The 19919-nt window shown below is 43.7% G+C and carries 15 protein-coding genes and 2 pseudogenes; 15 read left to right on the top strand and 2 right to left on the bottom strand.

The features are described 5' to 3' along the window. Window positions 1-74: 74 nt before the first annotated feature. From mobC to QZ135_RS05415, 4 genes are read left to right on the top strand one after another with little or no spacing between them, the layout of a single operon-like run. Window positions 75-446, top strand: a complete 372-nt coding sequence (gene mobC / locus QZ135_RS05430) for a plasmid mobilization relaxosome protein MobC (protein ID WP_005650044.1) — start codon at window positions 75-77, stop codon at window positions 444-446. A 4-nt stretch (window positions 447-450) separates the two neighbouring features. Then, a complete protein-coding gene (locus tag QZ135_RS05425) occupies window positions 451-1371 on the top strand; it encodes a relaxase/mobilization nuclease domain-containing protein (protein WP_005944378.1) in 921 nt (306 codons plus the stop codon). 29 nt (window positions 1372-1400) lie between these two features. Further along, entirely contained in the window at window positions 1401-2162 is a 762-nt protein-coding gene (locus QZ135_RS05420; RefSeq protein ID WP_016270710.1) for a hypothetical protein, read from the top strand. A 7-nt stretch (window positions 2163-2169) separates the two neighbouring features. Further along, complete coding sequence (locus tag QZ135_RS05415) at window positions 2170-3096, top strand: site-specific integrase (RefSeq protein WP_005641960.1); 927 nt, start codon at window positions 2170-2172, stop codon at window positions 3094-3096. 68 nt (window positions 3097-3164) lie between these two features. On the opposite strand, the gene QZ135_RS05410 is transcribed toward QZ135_RS05415, so the two are convergent. Then, complete coding sequence (locus tag QZ135_RS05410; protein ID WP_004295301.1) at window positions 3165-4085, bottom strand: helix-turn-helix domain-containing protein; 921 nt, start codon at window positions 4083-4085, stop codon at window positions 3165-3167. A gap of 279 nt (window positions 4086-4364) precedes the next feature. On the opposite strand from QZ135_RS05410, the gene QZ135_RS05405 reads away from it, so the two are divergent. The 9 genes and pseudogenes from QZ135_RS05405 to QZ135_RS05365 all read left to right on the top strand — a co-directional run bounded on the left by QZ135_RS05405 (window position 4365) and on the right by QZ135_RS05365 (window position 16594). Continuing rightward, entirely contained in the window at window positions 4365-5519 is a 1155-nt protein-coding gene (locus QZ135_RS05405) for a lactonase family protein (RefSeq protein WP_016270711.1), read from the top strand. A gap of 24 nt (window positions 5520-5543) precedes the next feature. After that, window positions 5544-7152: pseudogene (locus tag QZ135_RS05400) on the top strand (carboxymuconolactone decarboxylase family protein). A 1169-nt stretch (window positions 7153-8321) separates the two neighbouring features. Beyond that, entirely contained in the window at window positions 8322-11018 is a 2697-nt protein-coding gene (locus QZ135_RS05395) for a SusC/RagA family TonB-linked outer membrane protein (protein ID WP_016270713.1), read from the top strand. A 12-nt stretch (window positions 11019-11030) separates the two neighbouring features. Continuing rightward, the gene (locus QZ135_RS05390) at window positions 11031-12644 is read left to right on the top strand and encodes a RagB/SusD family nutrient uptake outer membrane protein (protein WP_294606553.1); all 1614 of its coding nucleotides are present in this window, start codon (window positions 11031-11033) and stop codon (window positions 12642-12644) included. A 9-nt stretch (window positions 12645-12653) separates the two neighbouring features. Then, window positions 12654-13019, top strand: a complete 366-nt coding sequence (locus tag QZ135_RS05385) for a cyclic nucleotide-binding domain-containing protein (RefSeq protein WP_016270714.1) — start codon at window positions 12654-12656, stop codon at window positions 13017-13019. A gap of 97 nt (window positions 13020-13116) precedes the next feature. Further along, on the top strand, window positions 13117-13674 hold the full coding sequence (locus tag QZ135_RS05380) for a PPC domain-containing DNA-binding protein (protein ID WP_005641953.1): 558 nt from the start codon (window positions 13117-13119) through the stop codon (window positions 13672-13674). A 126-nt stretch (window positions 13675-13800) separates the two neighbouring features. Continuing rightward, window positions 13801-14973 carry an aldo/keto reductase gene (locus QZ135_RS05375; RefSeq protein WP_004295292.1) on the top strand — a complete coding sequence of 391 codons (1173 nt, stop codon included), beginning with the start codon at window positions 13801-13803 and terminating at the stop codon, window positions 14971-14973. A 7-nt stretch (window positions 14974-14980) separates the two neighbouring features. Continuing rightward, window positions 14981-16012: an alpha/beta fold hydrolase gene (locus QZ135_RS05370; protein WP_005641952.1), complete on the top strand. Its 1032-nt coding sequence runs from the start codon at window positions 14981-14983 to the stop codon at window positions 16010-16012. 42 nt (window positions 16013-16054) lie between these two features. Next, on the top strand, window positions 16055-16594 hold the full coding sequence (locus tag QZ135_RS05365) for a flavodoxin (protein WP_004295290.1): 540 nt from the start codon (window positions 16055-16057) through the stop codon (window positions 16592-16594). An 88-nt stretch (window positions 16595-16682) separates the two neighbouring features. On the opposite strand, the pseudogene QZ135_RS05360 reads toward QZ135_RS05365, so the two are convergent. Further along, window positions 16683-17685, bottom strand: a pseudogene (locus QZ135_RS05360) (phage integrase SAM-like domain-containing protein); the annotation flags it as partial. 1378 nt (window positions 17686-19063) lie between these two features. Between QZ135_RS05360 and QZ135_RS24885 the strand changes: the two are divergent. Together QZ135_RS24885 and QZ135_RS05355 are read left to right on the top strand one after the other, a co-directional pair. After that, on the top strand, window positions 19064-19273 hold the full coding sequence (locus tag QZ135_RS24885; protein ID WP_004295287.1) for a hypothetical protein: 210 nt from the start codon (window positions 19064-19066) through the stop codon (window positions 19271-19273). A gap of 161 nt (window positions 19274-19434) precedes the next feature. Then, window positions 19435-19887 carry a ferritin-like domain-containing protein gene (locus QZ135_RS05355; RefSeq protein ID WP_005641945.1) on the top strand — a complete coding sequence of 151 codons (453 nt, stop codon included), beginning with the start codon at window positions 19435-19437 and terminating at the stop codon, window positions 19885-19887. Window positions 19888-19919: the final 32 nt, after the last annotated feature.

Below are 19919 nucleotides of genomic sequence, written 5' to 3'. Positions count from 1 at the left end.
CTGGGAGGGCAAATCCGCTCCCGCCGGTCGCAGATTTTGGAATGAAAGAAGTACGGACGAAAAAGAAAAAACATATGACAAACGATGTGAATGGGATGAAGAAAAAATGTGGCCGTCCGGCACTGGGCAGGACGCGTAAATTGACCAGAGGCGTGACGGTGAAGTTCTCCCCCGTCAGCTACGAGGCTCTCAGGTTCAGGGCAGGGAAGTCCGGCCGGAGTCTGGCGGTCTATATCAGGGAGGCAGCACTGGCGGCCACCGTTACGGCAAGGCATACACCGGAGGAGAACGCACTGTTGCGCAGCCTGGCGGGAATGGCGAACAACCTGAACCAGCTGACAAAGCTCTCGCACCAGACCGGCTTTTACAGGACAAGGCTGCTGATAGAGGGGCTGCTGGGAAAGCTGAAGCGGATCATGGATGATTACAGGCCGAAAGGAGGATAGCCTCATGATAGGGAAGATCAGGAAAGGCCGCTCGTTCAGCGGCTGCATACGCTACGTGACGCAGAAGGACGACGCAAAAATCATCGCCTCGGAAGGCGTGCTGCTGGGAACGGTGGAGGAGACGGCACGCAGTTTCCGGTGGCAATGCCTGCTGAATCCGGACGTGGCGAAACCGGTGGGGCACATTGCGCTCAGCTTCAAGCCGGAGGACGCACCGAGGCTGACCGACGCGTTCATGGCAAGGCTGGCGGAGGAATACCTGGAGCTGATGGGGATACGGAACACGCAGTTCATCGTGGTGAGGCATCACGGGACGGACAACCCGCACTGCCACATCGTCTTCAACCGGGTGAACTTCGACGGGAAGGTGATTTCCGACAGCAACGATTTCAAGCGCAACGAGAAAGTGACAAAAATGCTTAAGGACAAGTATTCGCTCACCTATTCCGAAGGCAAACAGTCCGTTAAAACGGAAAAGCTGCATGCTTCCGAAAAGGTGAAATACGAAATATACCGTGCGGTCAAGGAAGCTTTGAGGAGTGCAGATACATGGAAAGAATTTCAAAATAAGCTCTTAAAAATGGGCGTGGAAATGGAATTCAAGTACAAGGAAAACACTAATGAAGTGCAGGGCATCCGCTTTATAAAGAACGGTCTGTCATTCAAGGGAAGTGGGATTGACCGCAGTTTCAGCTGGTCAAGGCTGGATGCGGCATTGGACCATAACCATGTCACGTCCCTGGAAAATGACGTTTCCCAAAAGCAACCGTACCATGAACAAAGTCATGGTTCTGTTATTGATAACCTGGTCGAAGTCACCGGTACGGGTGGCGTGTTCATGCCGTCGGTGGCACCGACGGAGGACGAGAAAGAGGCGGAACGCCTGCGGAGAAAGAAGAAGCGCAGGAAAGGAAGGAGTTTGTGAACCATATGTATAACAAAAAACTTTGAAAGATGAAAGAGGAAAATTATCTGGAAGGCATCTACGGATGCCTTGAAAGGATCGAGAAGAAAGTGGAGACGCTGCCCGTGGAAGGCACAAGCCCCGCAGTTGGAAACCGGACCAGTTCCCCGGAAGGGATTGCGGAACTGAAAATCCGTCTGGAACGCCTGCAATCCGCGGTGGAGAAAAACGGCTTGGAAATAGCAGCGGTACGTAACCATACCGTCCGGTTGTCGGAAGGCTGGCCGTTGTCTGCCGAAACGTTTGCCGGGGAGATGGAAAAGATTAGATACTGCCTGAGTCAAGACTGCCAAGCTGTAAAGGAGACAGTGAGACGGCTGGATGAGAGAATGGTCCTGCTGAAAAAGGAACCGGAGCGCAGACTGGTGACCTACCGTCTGGAAAGCGCATCCAAGGCAGTGGTAACGACAGCTTCAGCACTGATCCTGGCACTGATCATTTCCGTCTGGACCAACTGCAACCAGTACCGCACGAACCGGCTTTTGAAAGATGCCGATTTGAAATACCGAGCCATCAGGATCTGCCTGCCGGGGGATGATCCCGACATCGCCTTCCTTGAGAAGCATTTCACCATCAAGCGGGACGAGGAAAAGATCCGGTGTGTGGAAAGGCTGGTGACCGCTTTTGAGGACTCGGTCAGGAACCGCATCCGTAACCATGAAATGGCAGCCTACAAGGACAGTCTGGCGCACCGGCTGTTCAGGGAGGCACAGGAAATCAGGAAGCAACTGGACAATCCCAATTCAAAATGACTGCACTATGGCAACAATCAGAACCAAATTCAGGTCCTCGTCCGCGGAAGGCAGGGAGGGCGCACTGTATTATCAGGTGATTCATAACCGTGTGGTCAGGCAGATCAGTACCGGATACAAACTTTTCGCTTCGGAATGGGACCAACGTTCCGAAGCGGTCATTCCCTGTCAACATCCTGCAGGGATGGAACGGGACAATTATCTTCTATCGGTAGGGGAACGGATAAGACGGGACAAAATCCGACTGGAAAAGGCTATCAGGACATTAAGCCAATCCGGTCCGTTTACAGCGGATGATATCGTCATACGTTTCCATGACAGCGGACAAGAACCTTCGTTTAACGACTATATCCGGCAACAGATAGTAAGGCTGAAACGTTTGGGAAAGATACGGACCTCTGAAACCTATACAGCCGCGCTCAAAAGTTTCAGCAGTTTTATGAAAGGTAGCGATATACTGTTTGGCGAACTTAGCTCTGACTTGCTCATGGAATACGAGGCTTATCTGAAAAACAGGGGGAACTCACCCAATACAATCTCGTTCTACATGCGCATTCTGAAAGCGGTCTACAACCGTGCGGTGGAGAACGGACTGACCGGACAGCGGAACCTGTTCAAGTCTGTTTATACAGGTGTGGAAAAGACCTTGAAACGGGCCATTCATTTAAATGATATCAGGCGTATCAAAAGACTGGACTTGTCCCTGAAACCCCACCTTGATTTCGCACGTGACATGTTCCTGTTCTGCTTTTACACACGGGGGATGTCCTTTGTGGACATGGCTTATCTGAAAAAGGGAGACATTGCGAACGGAATCCTGACTTACCGCAGGAAAAAGACCGGACAACAGCTGTTCATCCGATGGGAAAAGTGTATGCAGGAGATCATCAAACTTTTTTGTTTATCGGTTCAAGATTTCAAAGTTGTTCATTAATTGCTTTGTTGGTTATATCCAGAGTATTATTTGTAAGAGACTCTACGAATAAATGATGATAAGACCAGTTAGTTTATCGCTTGTTTTATAATTTCATTGCGATATTCGTTCGGTGTGCAACCTTCCATCTTCTTGAACCAACGTGTGAAATGTTGCGGGTATTGGAAACCCATTTCATCTGAGATTTGACTGATACTTTTTTGCGTGTTCATGATGCGCTCTTTGGCTATATCCATAATTTTTTGCTGGATATGCTTGATTGCTGACATACCGGTTTCCTTTTTTACCAGGTCACTGAAATAATTGGTGGAAAGACACAGTTGGTCAGCGCAATACTGTACCGTCGGAATACCTTTACTCGTTGGCAAGGCAGAATGATAGTAATTATTGAGCAACAATTCAAAACGCGCCAACAAATCGTTGTTGGCATTTTCCCTTGTAATGAACTGGCGGTCATAAAAGCGGATGCAGCGGTCAAGGAGAAGCTTCATGGTATCAATAATCAAAGAACGGCTGTGCTTGTCAATAGGATGCCTCAATTCTTCTGCTACATTGTTTATACATTCAATGACTACTTTGCGCTCCTGTTCTGACAGGTGCAGTGCTTCGTTGGCATTATATGAGAAATAAGAATACTCTTTTATTATATGTGCAAGGGAAGTACCGCGCAATAGTTCGGGATGGAACATCAGGGCCCATCCGGCCGGCTGGTGCAGACTGCCATCATCGTCAGAACCCATTACCTGCCCCGGAGCGATAAACAGCATGGAGCCTTTTTCATAGTCATAGAGGCTCCGTCCATAATTCATCGTACCGCAGTCAGTATCTTTCAGCAACACAGCATAAATGTTGTACAGTTTCTTTGAGTGTCTGATGGGCTGCACCTCGTAACAATTCACAACGCTGACCAACGGGTGCAGAGCTTCGACTTCGAAAAGGTCGCAGTACTGCTGAACTGTATCTATTCTTGTTATATCTCCCATAACCATCCTTTTGTTTTTTACAAAAATAAGTATTTATATTGACATTGCTGTCTGAGGAACAGCTGTTTCTTTTCTATCCCTTATTTATTTTATTCCATGACGACAAAGTTAGTTCATTCAATCAACGAACATATAACCCTAATCACAGACTGTCTTACCATTTTCACAGATAACATTTAACCCGGTCCAAGCCCGATGAAAGTGGTAATTTTATCAGTGATTGAGGTCTAATCTTCAGTATGTGAATGCTGTAATTTTGCAAGTGAAACCAAAAAGGTAAATAAGATGAAACCAAAAGCTTTATTTGTCATGTTAATCTTATGGCTTAGCTTCACTACGATTCAAGCGCGGTCAACCGAAGATGTCCCGGATAAGGGAACTTATGCAAAATTTCTGTTGGTAGGATGTTATATGAAGTCAGACGAAGAAGGTGTCAGAATGTACCGGTTTGACGGACAAACTGCCGATGTCGACTATCCGTGTGGGCTGAGAGGGATTTCAAATCCTGCTTTCCTTACATCTGATAGCACTGGTAATCGAATTTATGCCATAGGCGATGATGAAGGGAAAAGTTCGACTGCCAATGCTTTGCTTTTTGATAAGGAAAGTGGTCTGCTGTCTCTGCTTAACTCGCAATCTACAGACGGTGAACTTCCTATTTATATTACTCTCAGTCCAAAGGAATACTTTGTTCTGACAGCAAATTATAAGGGTGGCAGCATCACGGTATTCTCACAGGATAAGAAAGGAAAGTTGCAACGTGATACAAAAATAATTCGTTTTGCTGGAAATGGGCCGAATAAAAAAAGGCAGGAACAATCGCATCTGCATTGCGTGACCTTTACACCTGATGGCAAATTCCTTCTTGCTACCGATTTGGGAACAGATTGTATCTATCTGTTTCCGATAGGCAAACGACCGGAAGCAGGTAAGGCTCATTCTCTGTTGGATGAATCAAGAGTAGTCCGCATACAGATGGATTCCGGCTCAGGACCTCGACATATATGTTTTCACCCGAATGGCAGATTTGCTTATCTCATCAGTGAACTCTCGGGTAAAATAACTGTATTCTCCTATAATGAAGGCAAGTTGGAACGTTTACAAACAATTGTCTGCGACCCTTTCGTTGCAGAGGGAAATGCAGATATCCATGTTTCATCCGATGGCAAATTCCTCTATGCTTCCAAGCACTTGAAAGAAGATGGCATAATTGTTTATTCCATTGATTCCCAAAAAGGAACATTGGTTCAAATAGGATTTCAGCCAACAGGTCTTTATCCGCGAAGTTTTGCCATCTCTCCGGATGGTTGCTATTTGGCAGTGGTTTGCAGGGATGCCAACTGCATACAGATATTCGAAAGAAACCGAAATACGGGGTTACTGAAGAATACGGGAAAAAATATCCGACTGGAAAGACCGGCGTTTGTCAAGTTCTTATAAATTCATCACTAAACAGAAAGCAATATGAACAAGTTAATTACAACCATCGCCTGCCTGATATGCTGTATCGTTTATACGCAGGCACAAAACAAGAACAATATGTTAAGCAAGAAAGAACAAAGTATTGCCGCCATCAGTATGTATGCCGCACGTGGCAATCAGGACAGCCTCAAAGTGATCCTTGCCAGAGGACTTGACTGTGGGCTGACCGTGAGCGAAGAAAAAGAAGTACTTACCCAGCTCTATGCCTATTGCGGCTTTCCACGCAGCATGGGTGCATTGGTTACGCTGATGAATCTCACCAAAGAGCGTGCAGCACAAGGCATAAAGGATGAAGCCGGACGGGAGCCTTCTCCGGTAAAGAGTTCGGATATGTTTGTTGTCGGTGGACAAAACCAGCTGAAACTGTTCGGTCGTCCGGCACTAGGAGAAGTGCTGACATTTGCTCCGGCATTGGACCAATTTCTGAAAGCTCATCTGTTCGGTGACATATTCAGCCGTGACAATCTCGACTGGCGTACCCGTGAACTGTCTACTGTGGCTGCCTTGTCGGTGTTGGACGGCGTGAAGAATGAGTTGAATACTCACATTGCCCATGCCAAGCACAACGGCGTGACACAGGCTCAGATAGACGAAGTACTTATCATGGCGGCACGCTGTCGGAACGGAATGGTGCTTTCTGAATCCGATGAACCGGCAAAGACTTTTCAAACAGATCCGACAATTACTGTCCGTAAGGTCTTTTATAAAAACAGGTATGATATCATGCTTTGCGCCGAAATGTACCTCCCGAAGGATTTCAATGAAGCGCAACACTATGCAGCCCTCATCATCGGACACCCGTTCGGGGCTGTGAAAGAACAGTGTAGCGGACTCTATGCACAGGAAATGGCACGGCGAGGCTACGTGACTCTGGCTTTTGATGCTTCCTATCAAGGCGAAAGTGGAGGAGAACCGCGTCACACGGTATCGCCCGACGCATTGGTGGAAGACTTCAGTGCTTCTGTAGACTGGCTCGGACTACAACCGTTTATTGACCGCAACCGTATCGGTGTGATTGGCATCTGCGGAAGCGGCGGGTTCTCTGTCTGTGCGGCTTCTCTCGACCCCCGCATCAAGGCATTGGCAACCGTGAGCATGTATGATATGGGGCGTGCCACCCGTAACGGTTTGGGGGATTCGATGACGGATGAACAAAGACGCAAACTGTTGGATGAAGTTGCCGAACAACGTTGGAAGGAAGCAGAAACGGGAGAAGCACGTATCCGCTTTGGCACACCGGAGAAACTGCTGGGAAATGCCAATGCCGTGCAGAAGGAGTTTTTCGATTACTATCGCAACCCCTTGCGTGGCTATCATCCGCGCTATCAAGGTATACGCTTTACCAGTCAGGCGGCATTGATGAACTTCTATCCGTTTGCCATGATTAAAGAGATTTCACCACGCCCCGTGCTATTCATTGCAGGCGAGCATGCACATTCGCGCTATTTCAGTGAGGGATGCCTATCAAGAAGCCAGCGAACCGAAAGAACTGTATATCGTTCCCGGAGCCAATCATGTAGACTTGTATGACCGGATGGATAAGATACCGTTCGAAAAAATTTCGGAATTCTTCTGGTATGCTTTGCGGTAATTCAGATGAAAATGGTAATGCTATCCGTGATTATGATACAGCAAAGCGAATACGCAGGAGGGTAACTTTGCAACAGAAACAATTTAAAGATTATAGTATTTGCAACCAGTTATTACTCAATATTTTGTGAGTTATAAGTCAGAAATATGGGCATAACCTTTAGGGGTACATTCTAAAAGGTGAAGATTTAACCTTTTTATTATTTCTTAACACTCAAAGAGCGGTGGTAGAGGGTATTTTCCCTCTTTTCGGTACTTTATTGATGGTTCGATGTTCCCATCTTTCCACATTGCTTGGCTCGTTCGCACAAGCCACTACAAAGGTACTACAATTTCCAATAAAGGCAAGAGGACAGCAATTCAAATCTATTATTTTTGAGGGAGTGAAATCTGCCGCTTGCCAAATTTCTCTCTGTCGAAAATAATAGTCCTCTGAAAAGAATGAAAACAGCATTGATAAAATTGCCTTATTAAGGGGGGGCTATGCTGTTTTATGCTATTATTTCGTCAGTCGTTTATCTCCGTTGCCGGATGCAGTTTTCAGCCAAGCCGATGAATAAGAAAAGGTTTTGGAGCTGTTTACTCTCCAACGGAGGACGAAACTGCTCCAAATGGTTTACCGCTTGAACTTTTCGTTTTCTAAAAGAGGTTTGGCAACCTTTGCATCCGACAAAAGGAGATAAATGACCAGATATATAACAGTAGTATTACATTAAGGTAAAGAACAACCATGGTATAGTATTATTGCAATTTAACTATTTAAAGTTTGTTTATAATCAAATCATTTAAAGATTTTTGTCCTTCTATGATTTTTTGTATTTGATAAATGTCGTAATTAAATAAAAAATATCACGCATAATGACTTTTTCTTTTTTCTAAATTTCTTCAAATGACAAATTATTGTTACCTTTGTAATGTAATGTAGTTAATGGTTGCGCTTATAAAGTCCTTGGAAAGGATTTATGTATAAAAGAGGTAGATGTTTACTCTGTTCTTGTTTGGATTATCAGCATCACTGATATGAAATAACAAAAAAAAATATACAATGGCTAAGCGGACGGACAGGCAGGGAAATAGTACAGATTCCCAATCCCCCTCTTTATAATACATTGCGTATAAGATTTATTAACTGTCTGGTCTGGGGAATCTACAGAGATTTAACGAATCAAGATGGGAAGAGTCAGTCTTTGTCTTGTCATAATGTTCTTCATCTGTAGTGCTCAAAAAATTGATGCACAAGTACAGAATATCAGAGAGAAACAAGATACCATTTCGGCGACTAAATCATTAGAGCATATCAGGCCCGAGAATATCAAGAAGGGACCATTGAATAATGCTTTGGATGTATTGAGTGGTCAGTCTGCCGGTGTGAACGTCACCACTAATGGGACTGACAGGCTCGCTATGCTGAATAGTATCCGTGTGCGTGGTACCACATCCATTATGGGTGGCAATGACCCGTTAGTAATTATTGACGGAGTGACATCTGACATCGCTACGCTATCTACCATATATCCCGCAGACATCGAGAGTTTCACTATTTTGAAGAATGCTACCGAAACGGCAATGTACGGTTCCCGTGGTGCTTCAGGTGTAATTGAGATTAAGACCAAGAAAGGAACGGGGCGAGGTTTCGAAATATCATATGATGGCAACTACGGATTCGAGTCAATGTATAAACATCTGCAAATGCTCAACGGCCCGGAGTATATAGCTACAGCAGAGGCACTTGGATTAGATTACAATAATGGTGGCTACAACACCAATTTTCACGATGTAATTACTCGTACGGGCTTGATACATCAGCATCACTTGGCTTTTAGCGGTGGTTCGGAAAACTCAAACTATCGAGCATCGTTCGGTTTTATGGATCATAATACAATTGTCAAAGTTAACGATTACCGAAATTTAGTGGTAAAACTTGATGCTACACAAAAGGCTTTCGATGGTCGCTTAGTTGGCGATTTTGGTGTATATGGCTACTCGTCAAAGATACACGACATTTTCGATACACGAATACTGTTTTACTCGGCAGCTGCACAGAATCCTACATATCCAGCAGGAACTGATGTTAATGGCAACTGGGTGAAGAACTCGGCTGCATCACACATCAACCACCCCGGAGCACTCCTCTATGAGAAAAATGACTCCGAAGAACGGAATTTCAATACACATTTGGGGCTGAAATTTAATATCCTTGACAATTTGATATTGTCGGCTTTCGGCTCTTATTCATATTCATCTACGGGAAATGCTCAATTTTGTCCTACATGGGTGTGGGCGCAAGGCAATGTTTATCGTGGAGAGTTCAAGGGTGAAGACTACTTTACAAATGTGTCCCTCTCATATAACAATGCTTGGGGAGACTCACACCTTGATGCTGTTGTTGGCGCAGAATATCTTAAACAGGTAAGGACTGGTTTATGGGTGCAGGCAAAAGGAATAACAACAAATGATTTCTCCTATAATAACATCGGAGCAACATCATCGCGTCCTTTCGGTGGTACGAGCAGTAGCTATGAAGACCCGTCACTTGCTTCAATAATGGGTAGTGTCACATATAGTTACAAGGATAGATATTCTATTGCGGCAGCACTCCGTGGAGATGGCTCTTCAATGGTAAGCGATAACAATACTTTCGGATTCTTCCCATCAGTATCACTGGGTTGGGATGTAAAAAAAGAAGGCTTCCTCTCTGATACTGACTTTATAACAATGTTGAAACTAAGAACCGGATATGGTCGGTCAGGAAATCTTGGAGGTATAACATCCTATACAACACTTAATACCGTAAAGGAGAATGGTATCGTATCCATCAACGGTGCACCTACCGTAACAATGGGAAGTATACGCAACACGAATCCGGACCTTAAGTGGGAGACTCGTTCAACATTTAATATCGGTTTTGACTTAGGTATATGGGATAATCGGTTGATGCTTACCTCGGAATTATATTACTCAAAGACAACGGATATGCTCTATGAGTATGATGTTCCCGTTCCGACCTTTGCGTTCGATAAACTGATGGCAAATATCGGCTCGATGTCTAACCAGGGTGTCGAACTAGGAATCTCGGTAGTTCCCATTCAACGAAAGGATATGGAGATGAATATCAACTTCAATATGTCCTACCAGAAGAATAAGTTACTTTCGCTTAGTGGAGAGTATAATGGTATGCATATGACAGCTTCAGATATTACTCCGATTGGCTCGCTTTATGGTGCAGGTCAGAACGGTGGAGACAATAATGTAGTATATCAGATTGTAGGTCAGCCATTGGGGGTATTCTATCTACCTCACTGCAAAGGGCTTAAAGAAAATGAACTTGGTGGCTACAGTTACGATATTGAAGATTTGAATGATGATGGCGAGATTGATTTTAGCGATGGCGGAGACAGGTATATAGCAGGTCAGGCAACCCCCAAGGTAACTATTGGATCAAACATCAGTTTCCGTTACAAGTCCTTTGATATTGCCATGCAGATAAATGGTGCTTTCGGTCATAAGATATTCAATGGCACGGGCTTGGCTTATACCAATATGTCTATATTCCCTGACTACAATGTATTGAAGGGTGCTCCTGAAAAAAATATTATTGATCAGAATGTTTCAGACTATTGGTTGGAAAAAGGTGACTATGTAAATATTGAACATATTACCATAGGCTACAATATTCCAATGAAATCCAAGGCTGTGAAGTCATTGCGTCTTTCGGCAGGCATTAGCAACCTTGCAACAATCACAGGCTATAGCGGTCTTACTCCAATGATAAACAGTTATGTAGTAAGCAACACTTTGGGCATTGACGACAAACGCACCTATCCTTTATATCGTACCTATTCGTTAGGTCTTAGTATTCAATTCTAACCGCTTACAGTTATGAAAAGATATATAAACATATTGATGGTTGCTTTGGCAACGATGATGACCTCTTGTCTTACTGAAGACCCTAGAGATCAACTTTATGAAGAAGACATTTACAACAATGCCAACAACATATATATTAATGCAGTGGCTGTGCTCTACAATTACATTGGTGGCAGTGCAGACAGTGAGGGTTTACAGGGGACCTGTCGTGGGATTTATGACTATAACACACTTACTACAGACGAAGCCATGATACCTATTCGTGGTGGCGACTGGTACGATGGAGGTTTGTGGACGAATATGTATCAGCATAAGTGGAGTCCTAATGATTTACCACTCTACAATACTTGGAAATACCTCTACAAGGTTGTTGTGTTATCGAACAAATCTCTGCATATCATCGATAAGTATAGCCATAACCTATCTGAGGAGCAGAGAGTGGCCTACGAAGCTGAGGTGCGAGCTCTGAGAGCACTTTTCTACTACATTATGGATATGTATGGCAGAGTGCCCATCGTAACATCCTATGAACAACCGCAGGATGAAGTTGTGCAGAGCGAGCGTAGCGAGGTTTTCCGTTTTATCGTGAATGAGTTGCAGGAGGTTGCCGAGTTGTTGCCAAATGAGCGTAGTAATAAGATGGGTAACTACTATGGTCGTATAACAACACCTGTAGCTAATTTCCTTTTGGCTAAGTTGGCTCTTAATGCCGAGATATATTGTGATGATAATTGGACTGATGGCGTTCCACGGAACGGTAAAGAGATATTTTTCACCGTCGATGGTGAGAAACTCAACGCTTGGCAGACCTGTATCAAATATTGCAATAAACTTGCCGAGGTAGGTTATCGGTTGGAGGACGATTATAGCTATAATTTCTCTGTGCATAACGAGAACTCCAACGAAAACATATTCACCATTCCGTTGGATAAGAACCTCTATGCTGCGCAGTTCTGGTATCTCTTCCGATCACGACACTACAACCATGGCGGTGCGTTGGGTGGCTCATCGGAAAATGGTACCAGTGCCAATATCTCAACAGTCTTAGCCAACGGATACGGCACAGATGATGTAGATGCTCGCTTTGAAAAGAACTTCTATGCCGGCATCGTAGAGGTTGATGGAAAGCCTGTAATGATGGACAATGGACAGCAGTTGGAGTATTTCCCATTGGAGCTAAAGTTGAATCTTACGGGAAGCTCCTATGTCAAGACAGCTGGTGCTCGTATGGCAAAATATGAGGTTGATAGGACCTCACATTCCGACGGTAGACAACCGGATAACGACATCGTGCTATTCCGCTATGCCGATGCTCTCCTGATGAAGTCCGAGGCAAAGGTACGTAATGGTGAGGATGGCTCGTTGGAGTTGAACGAAGTCCGAGGTCGTGTTGGTATGCCATATCGAGAAGCTACGCTTGAGAACATATTGAAAGAGCGTTTGTTGGAGTTAGTATGGGAAGGCTGGCGACGACAAGATATGGTGCGTTTTGGAGTTTATCACAAATCATACGATCAGCGAGTCCAACTGGCTGATGAGAAAAATGGGTATACCACAGTTTTTCCTATTCCACAAAAAAGTATAGACTTGAACCCAAAATTGAAACAAAATGTTGGATATAAATAACTTTAGCCTATGAGTATTCAATTTGACATTGCAAAACAGATTATAGCTGAAACATGCCCTAATCGCAAACTTAAGTTGGAGAATATTCGCCTTTTTGCAGATATTATTCAGCCTAAGAAATATCAAAAAGGTGATATAATTCTAAATGAAGGTGATATCTGTAATTGCCTATTTTATATAGAAAAGGGATTTATTAGACAGCACTACCTAAAGCATGATAAGGATGTGATAGAACATTTAGCATGTGAAAAAGATGTTGTCTGGTGTATTGACAGCTATTTTAACCGAGAGCCAACACATCTTATGATGGATGCTGTAGAAAACAGTGTTTTATGGGAAATTCCGCGTGATATAATGGAAGAATATGGAAAATAAGAAGGAAGAGCCAACTTTGAACAAGGTAACGTTCGTAAACGGTGTGCAGATTAAAAACAAAAGTGGAAAGCACTGATGTGGGATAATTTTATCTATTATGGTAAGATTAATCAAAACAGAGACAGTCATAAGTGTACTGATGGGGCATTTTATAAAGAAATTATTGTTTATCTTGCTGTTTGTCGGGGTACTGATTGCTCCGGCAAACGCACAAAACGAAAAGAATATGTATTCGTACAAGAAAATTGGCAACAAGTATATTGTCAGCATTAACAATCATACTGAAATTGTGAAAGCCCTGAATGCTTTCTGCAAGGAGAAAGGAATTCTGTCGGGTTCTATCAACGGGATTGGTGCTATCGGAGAGCTGACCCTCCGTTTCTTCAATCCCAAGACAAAAGCATATGATGATAAGACATTCCGGGAGCAAATGGAAATATCCAACCTTACAGGGAATATATCATCTATGAATGAGCAGGTATATCTTCATTTGCATATAACCGTCGGCAGGAGCGACTATTCCGCTTTAGCCGGACATCTACTTTCCGCAATACAGAATGGTGCAGGGGAGTTCGTGGTGGAAGATTATAGCGAGCGGATAAGTCGCACATATAATCCGGATTTAGGACTGAATATATACGATTTTGAAAGATAGTTGCCTATAAATATCGCTTGGAATACAGGATAATACATCATTCAGCTTAGATGATATATATCAAAAAAAGTTTATCAATTCTGTCACGTTAACTTTGCAACAGAAATAATTTAAAGACTATCAAATATGGATAAAGACAAGGATATGAGCCGCCGGAGATTCCTTAAAATGGCGGCATTGACAGGAGCTGCCATGTGTGTCGGGCCTACCTTGAACAAGGTAACGGCAGCAGAACGGGTATGGATGGGGAAACAACAAGTTGCAAACAACATCCCTGCAGGCATGGCGGCGGTGCGCACTCGGCGAACATTGGGACACGGAAATACGGCATTCACTGTTTCTGCAATGGGATATGGCTGTATGGGCTTGAACCATAACCGCAGCCAGTACCCGAGCAGGGAAAAAGAAATCGCCCTGGTGCATGAAGCTGTTGAACGTGGGGTGACCCTTTTCGATACAGCCGAAAGCTACGGCTACCACATCAATGAAAAATTGGTCGGCGAAGCCTTGAAAGGATATACCGACCGGGTATTTGTGTCATCGAAGTTCGGACATAAGTTTGTAAACGGTGTGCAGATTAAAACCGAAGAGGACAGCACTCCGGCCAACATCCGCCGGGTTTGTGAAAACTCGTTGCGCAATCTCGGAGTTGAAACATTGGGCATGTTCTACCAGCACCGCATAGACCCGAACACACCGATTGAAGCGGTGGCTGAAACATGCAGCAAACTCATCAAGGAAGGTAAAATCCTGCATTGGGGCATGTGTGAAGTAAACGTTGATACCATCCGCCGTGCGCACAAGATATGTCCGGTTACGGCAATCCAAAGCGAATATCACTTGATGCACCGCATGGTAGAGACGAACGGAGTGTTGGAGCTGTGCGAGGATTTGGGCATCGGTTTCGTTCCATACAGTCCGCTGAACCGTGGTTTTTTGGGCGGTATGATCAATGAATATACCAAGTTTGATGTTACCAACGACAACCGGCAGACCTTGCCACGCTTCCAGCCCGAAGCCATACGCGCCAACTATCGTATTGTGGAAGTTCTTAACGCTTTCGGCCGTACAAGAGGCATTACCCCGGCACAGATAGCTTTGGCCTGGCTGATGAACAAGAAGCCTTTTATCGTGCCTATTCCGGGCACCACCAAACTCTCTCATCTGGAAGAGAACCTTCGTGCCTGCGACATCCGTTTCACGGCAGAAGAGATAGAAGAACTGGAAACAGCCGTAGCTGCCATTCCTGTGGTGGGTAGCCGCTACGATGCCTTGCAGGAGTCTAAAATCCCAAAATAATCCGTGTATGAAGAAACAGATATTTTACATGACGTTCATCGCTTTACTGTCGGGCTGTAATTGTTACAAAGGGAATATTCTGCAAATAGAGGAACAAGGCAGTTTTGCCGTAGGTGGCACCGTACTGACCGATTCATTGGGACACAAATACCACGGCGACCATGCTTATGTATTTTATCAGAAACCGGTTGATGCACGGAAATATCCGCTTGTTTTTGCACATGGTGTCGGCCAGTTTTCCAAAACATGGGAGACCACTCCTGACGGACGCGAAGGGTTTCAGAATATATTTCTTCGCAAAGGTTTCTCCACCTATCTTGTCGACCAGCCTCGCCGGGGAAATGCCGGACGGAGTACGGAAGCTGTCACACTGGAACCGGTATTCGATGAAGAAGAATGGTTCAACCGTTTCCGTGTGGGAATCTATCCTGATTATTTCGAGGGTGTACAGTTCAGTCGCGACCGGGAAGCCTTAAACCAGTACTTCCGGCAGATGACGCCGACCATCGGACCTTTGGACTTCGATGTCTATTCCGATGCCTATGCTGCTCTTTTTGACAAAATCGGTCCGGCCATATTTGTCACTCATTCACAAGGCGGTCCGGTGGGTTGGTTTACTTTGCTCAAAACGAAGAACATCAAAGCCATTGTAGCATACGAACCCGGTGGAAGTGTACCCTTCCCAACCGGTCAAGTTCCCGAAGAAGGCAAAGTCTTGACACGGTCTAAAAAAACAGAAGGAATAGAAGTCCCTATGGCAGTTTTCAAGAGATACATGGAAATTCCCATCATCATTTACTATGGGGATAACCTGCCCGAAACAGACGAACATCCGGAACTTTACGAATGGACACGCCGTCTGCATCTCATGCGCAAGTGGGCCGAAATGCTCAATAAGCTGGGCGGTGACGTGACGGTCATTCATCTGCCCGATGTCGGTCTGCATGGGAATACGCACTTCCCGATGTCGGATTTGAACAATGTGGAAGTAGCTGACCTGCTGTCGAAGTGGCTGTATGAGAAACAGCTGGACAGATAGAAATTAACAGAGGATAACCCCAAAACCTAAATAAAAATAGTTATGAAACTGAAGTGCTTATTGGCAATGCTGCTCTTAACCTTCCTTTCGTGCAGCAACACTCCGGCTGTTGAAGATAAGATAGATTCGTTGCCTCACTCAGAGCCGGGGAAAACATTGATAGTCTATTTCTCATGGAGCGGACATACGCAAACTGTAGCCAACATTATCCATGAACTTATTGGATGCGACATGGTGGAGATTGAACCGGAAGAACCCTATTCTGATGAATATAATGAAGTGGTTGACCGTTTCAAAAATGAAAGAGACAATCATATTCTTCCAGCTCTGCGTACAAAAGTAGAGAATATGGATGATTATGATACATTGATTATCGGTAGTCCTATTTGGGGTGGTCTTCTGTCTTCTCCTGTAAAAAGTTTCCTGTCCGGTTATGATTTGTCCGGGAAAAAGATACTCCCATTCTGTACACATGGAGGAAGCGGAACAGCACAAAGTGTGGATAATATCCGCAAACTATGTCCCCATGCTGAAATATTGCTGTTTATGGCAGTCAAACTGCAAACTCTCGGAATGAAGTGAAAAAATGGCTGTCAGAAGCCGGATTTTCTGTCGAATTAAATTACGCCCGTTTAATAGTTTTAATACTGAAATGAAATATCCTTTGTTATCCGCACTCTTTCATCCCCTTTTTCAGAGATTTGCAGATAGACCAGTAGTTGAGATTAGGGAATATGAGATTGTCTTCCTGACAGGGTCGGTAACGCTCGATAATCTGCAAAGGAGTATCCAACAGTTTCACTTGGAACGGCACTTTTGTCTTGTACCGTTTGGACAATATCCACTTCTCACCATTCACTTCTACGATGTTGCTATTGGTTAGTTCCTTGATGTCCACGAAAGAGAGGGCAGTGAAGCTGGCGAAAACAAAAATGTCACGAATATAGAACAGTTGGACATCCCCAACTCGTGCGTCATCAACGTTTTCAGTTCATCTTCCGTCAGGAACTCACGTTCCGTCACATTAGGGCTGATGTGGAATTGGGCAAACGTTTTTTTCGGTATTAGTCCGTTAAAGTGCACACACATGACAACGCCTTTCAGCCACATGCATTTTTCCCATATCGTCCCGTTGTGAAGTCCCGCTTTCGTTGATAGGTAGGCTGCAAACCCCTTGATGAAGTCGGGCTTAATCTCCAGCATGAACATATCCGTCCGTCTGTAAAAAGACTTGATGAACGCTGCCACATGGTTTCTTGCCACCACCCGTGAACGGTGGTTGCCATTACCCTGTCTTTTCCGACACGCTTCTTGAATACTTCGTTCTCACGTCCGGACGCTTTGAGCAGTGTCTCATACTCACTGCCGATACCCTGATAAGCATTGCTCACCATTTCAGCCGTCACGAACGCTTCACGGTCGAATATACGCAGGTAGTGCTTGATGATTTGAGCCTTGATGTTGTCAAGGGCAAGGTTGATATCACGTACTTCCGCACTCTTGCCTTTCGCCCTGTTCCCTTTCACGTCCCAAAGCGTTTTCGGGATACTCTACTTATAGCTGAACTGCGTCACAATCCCGTTAATCGTTACCCGTCCTATGATGCGGACAATATCGTTTTTCTCCTTGTTGCCGTTCACGTAGAACAGCACTTTGAATGTACTTCTTGCCATACTCGTTTTTTAAGTTTAAAATTAAGTATCAATGAGTTATGCCTTGTAAACCAACCGAAGCCATACGGAGAAAAATTCAGCACGGAGTATCAAAAACCACCTTTCACGGGGTAATGATTTAGCAACCTTTCTACTTCATAAATTTACTTTTTTTGCGTTACCTCGTTTTATGCCTTTGTCCTCATTTGTCCTCACAAACGCTTTATTCATAGCCGTTTTAAAAACATTTCCGCCTTTCTATTCCTCTTTTCCACAGATTTTTAGTAAATTTATATCCGTCTAATTTTTAAGGTCCTATGTTCAGACTCAATCTAACCAAACATTGCATAAAGTGGTACTGTTTCATCCAAATGCAACTGATGGACACGTTCGTACATTATTTTGTGCTTGTATCGTTATATCTATTGCAGCTATTATCTGTAGTTCATTTGTATCCATGGCCCATTACAGACAGGCGTTATTCAGTATGACTTATTTTTCCTCCCTGGTGTTTTTTTGTGGAGTATGCATTGCGCATTTGCGGCACCGGTCAAATATCCGGATAGAGACATAAACCGTACACGATGGAAATATATTTTTTCATTCTATGGTTTGTGGACTCCGTGACCATTCTCCCTTATATGTTAACCTATATGTATTGGGATACGAATATTGTCCATGTCATTATCCTCCTTTACATTTTTATTATTGTCAAATAGATAAGATACTTACGGAAGAGTGGGTTATGACCTATATACCTGCGGTATCATGGTCTGTTTTTCTGCTATTCTGCTATACTATATAGAGCTTAATGTACAGCTTGAGGATTTCAAAACATTCGTGACGGGCTTTGGTGGGCAGTAATTCTAAGACTTTAAATAAAGAAAAATTAAGCCACCCCTTAAAAAAAAGAGATATTTCCTTTCAAAGAATTCATTTCTTTTATTACATTTGTATTAGTCTTTTGAAAATAGAAGATTTATAGTAAAGCGTTAAGGCATTATCCAAGTTCAGGAAATCCCCAATTTCGAAACAACAATTGGATAATACATTGGACGCTCCACGTTCTATCTATATGGATTTTTGTTATATATAGGCGTGGGGCTTTGTGTATTATATGTTGTTGAGTATGGGGATACTTCTGAACGGTAATACCAAAGTTCCCACGCTTAACTTTATATAAACACAACTCCAGGGAACAGGGTTGGCTTATAATAAACATTATGAAAGCAACTTGTTTTAAAAGCGAGACAACTGTCTCCAACGACTTTCCCCCTTTGTTTGTTACTGTCTTTTGTGGAATATTCTATCCTTTCATTTCCATTCCTGTCTCTTTCGGAACATACCGTTCATTATCATACAAATTACATGCCAAAGCACTTTTCTGCCTTCTCCTGCTATGGTACTAGATAATAGTAACTCCCCCTATCACATAGAGGAAGAACTTTGGTTACAGATACTTTCTCTGTCAAGAGAGTTGCAGGAGTGTAAAGCTAGTCTGCACCATAATACTTTGGACTGTATTTCCGATAAGATTGAAGGAATAGAAAGAGAACTGGATGTCTTATTGGATATTCTGCAAGGGAGGCAAGACAAAAAGACATCATAGTGCTATTTTTTATGACAATTTGTCTACGCCGATAAGTTATCCTATTATTTAAGCCTCGTTTAAGAATTCCGTTTTATGGGTTACCCACAATCGAATGGAATTTTTATATACTGAGAATAACACATGATATTAGTAATGGATTTTCAATATTCAGAGTGATAATGGATAAACGAATAGAAAACGCCATGAATGAGTTGATCAATACAGAAATATGGTCAACCGGTTTATACCTGTCATTGCAGGTTTATTTTGAAGATGAACGGCTTCCAATACTTAGCTCCTGGCTGAACTCCCAAGCACAGGACAATATGAACAAGGTTTATCAGATGATGAATCGGATATGCCATGATGGAGGATGTGTTGTAATCAATGAAATGAAACGGGATACACATGAATGGACAACGCCATTGAATGCCTTGAATGAATTGCTTGAACATGAGCAGTACATATCACGTCAGGTAAACACATTTCTCATATTATGCTGGAATGTAAGCATGTCCTTCCATTCTTTCATCAGCGGGCTGTATGCAGACCGTATATATGTAAGTACGGCATTTATGGAATTGTTACGTATCCTCGCCAAGGAAAACGAACGGAAACTACCTTATTTTTGACGGTATGGATTTAAGATTGATGTTATGCAAAA

This window comes from uncultured Bacteroides sp. (genome assembly GCF_905207245.1).
Classification (GTDB): domain Bacteria; phylum Bacteroidota; class Bacteroidia; order Bacteroidales; family Bacteroidaceae; genus Bacteroides.
The sequence above is the reverse complement of the archived record's forward strand: the minus strand, read 5'-3'. Positions and strand labels throughout refer to the sequence as shown.

What these genes read in the sequence shown, in the direction of transcription:
- mobC (WP_005650044.1), top strand. Translation starts at nt 75, where the DNA reads ATGACAAACGATGTGAATGGGATGAAGAAAAAATGTGGCCGTCCGGCA.
- QZ135_RS05425 (WP_005944378.1), top strand. Translation starts at nt 451, where the DNA reads ATGATAGGGAAGATCAGGAAAGGCCGCTCGTTCAGCGGCTGCATACGC.
- QZ135_RS05420 (WP_016270710.1), top strand. Translation starts at nt 1,401, where the DNA reads ATGAAAGAGGAAAATTATCTGGAAGGCATCTACGGATGCCTTGAAAGG.
- QZ135_RS05415 (WP_005641960.1), top strand. Translation starts at nt 2,170, where the DNA reads ATGGCAACAATCAGAACCAAATTCAGGTCCTCGTCCGCGGAAGGCAGG.
- QZ135_RS05410 (WP_004295301.1), bottom strand. Translation starts at nt 4,085, where the DNA reads ATGGTTATGGGAGATATAACAAGAATAGATACAGTTCAGCAGTACTGC.
- QZ135_RS05405 (WP_016270711.1), top strand. Translation starts at nt 4,365, where the DNA reads ATGAAACCAAAAGCTTTATTTGTCATGTTAATCTTATGGCTTAGCTTC.
- QZ135_RS05395 (WP_016270713.1), top strand. Translation starts at nt 8,322, where the DNA reads ATGGGAAGAGTCAGTCTTTGTCTTGTCATAATGTTCTTCATCTGTAGT.
- QZ135_RS05390 (WP_294606553.1), top strand. Translation starts at nt 11,031, where the DNA reads ATGAAAAGATATATAAACATATTGATGGTTGCTTTGGCAACGATGATG.
- QZ135_RS05385 (WP_016270714.1), top strand. Translation starts at nt 12,654, where the DNA reads ATGAGTATTCAATTTGACATTGCAAAACAGATTATAGCTGAAACATGC.
- QZ135_RS05380 (WP_005641953.1), top strand. Translation starts at nt 13,117, where the DNA reads ATGGTAAGATTAATCAAAACAGAGACAGTCATAAGTGTACTGATGGGG.
- QZ135_RS05375 (WP_004295292.1), top strand. Translation starts at nt 13,801, where the DNA reads ATGGATAAAGACAAGGATATGAGCCGCCGGAGATTCCTTAAAATGGCG.
- QZ135_RS05370 (WP_005641952.1), top strand. Translation starts at nt 14,981, where the DNA reads ATGAAGAAACAGATATTTTACATGACGTTCATCGCTTTACTGTCGGGC.
- QZ135_RS05365 (WP_004295290.1), top strand. Translation starts at nt 16,055, where the DNA reads ATGAAACTGAAGTGCTTATTGGCAATGCTGCTCTTAACCTTCCTTTCG.
- QZ135_RS24885 (WP_004295287.1), top strand. Translation starts at nt 19,064, where the DNA reads ATGGTACTAGATAATAGTAACTCCCCCTATCACATAGAGGAAGAACTT.
- QZ135_RS05355 (WP_005641945.1), top strand. Translation starts at nt 19,435, where the DNA reads ATGGATAAACGAATAGAAAACGCCATGAATGAGTTGATCAATACAGAA.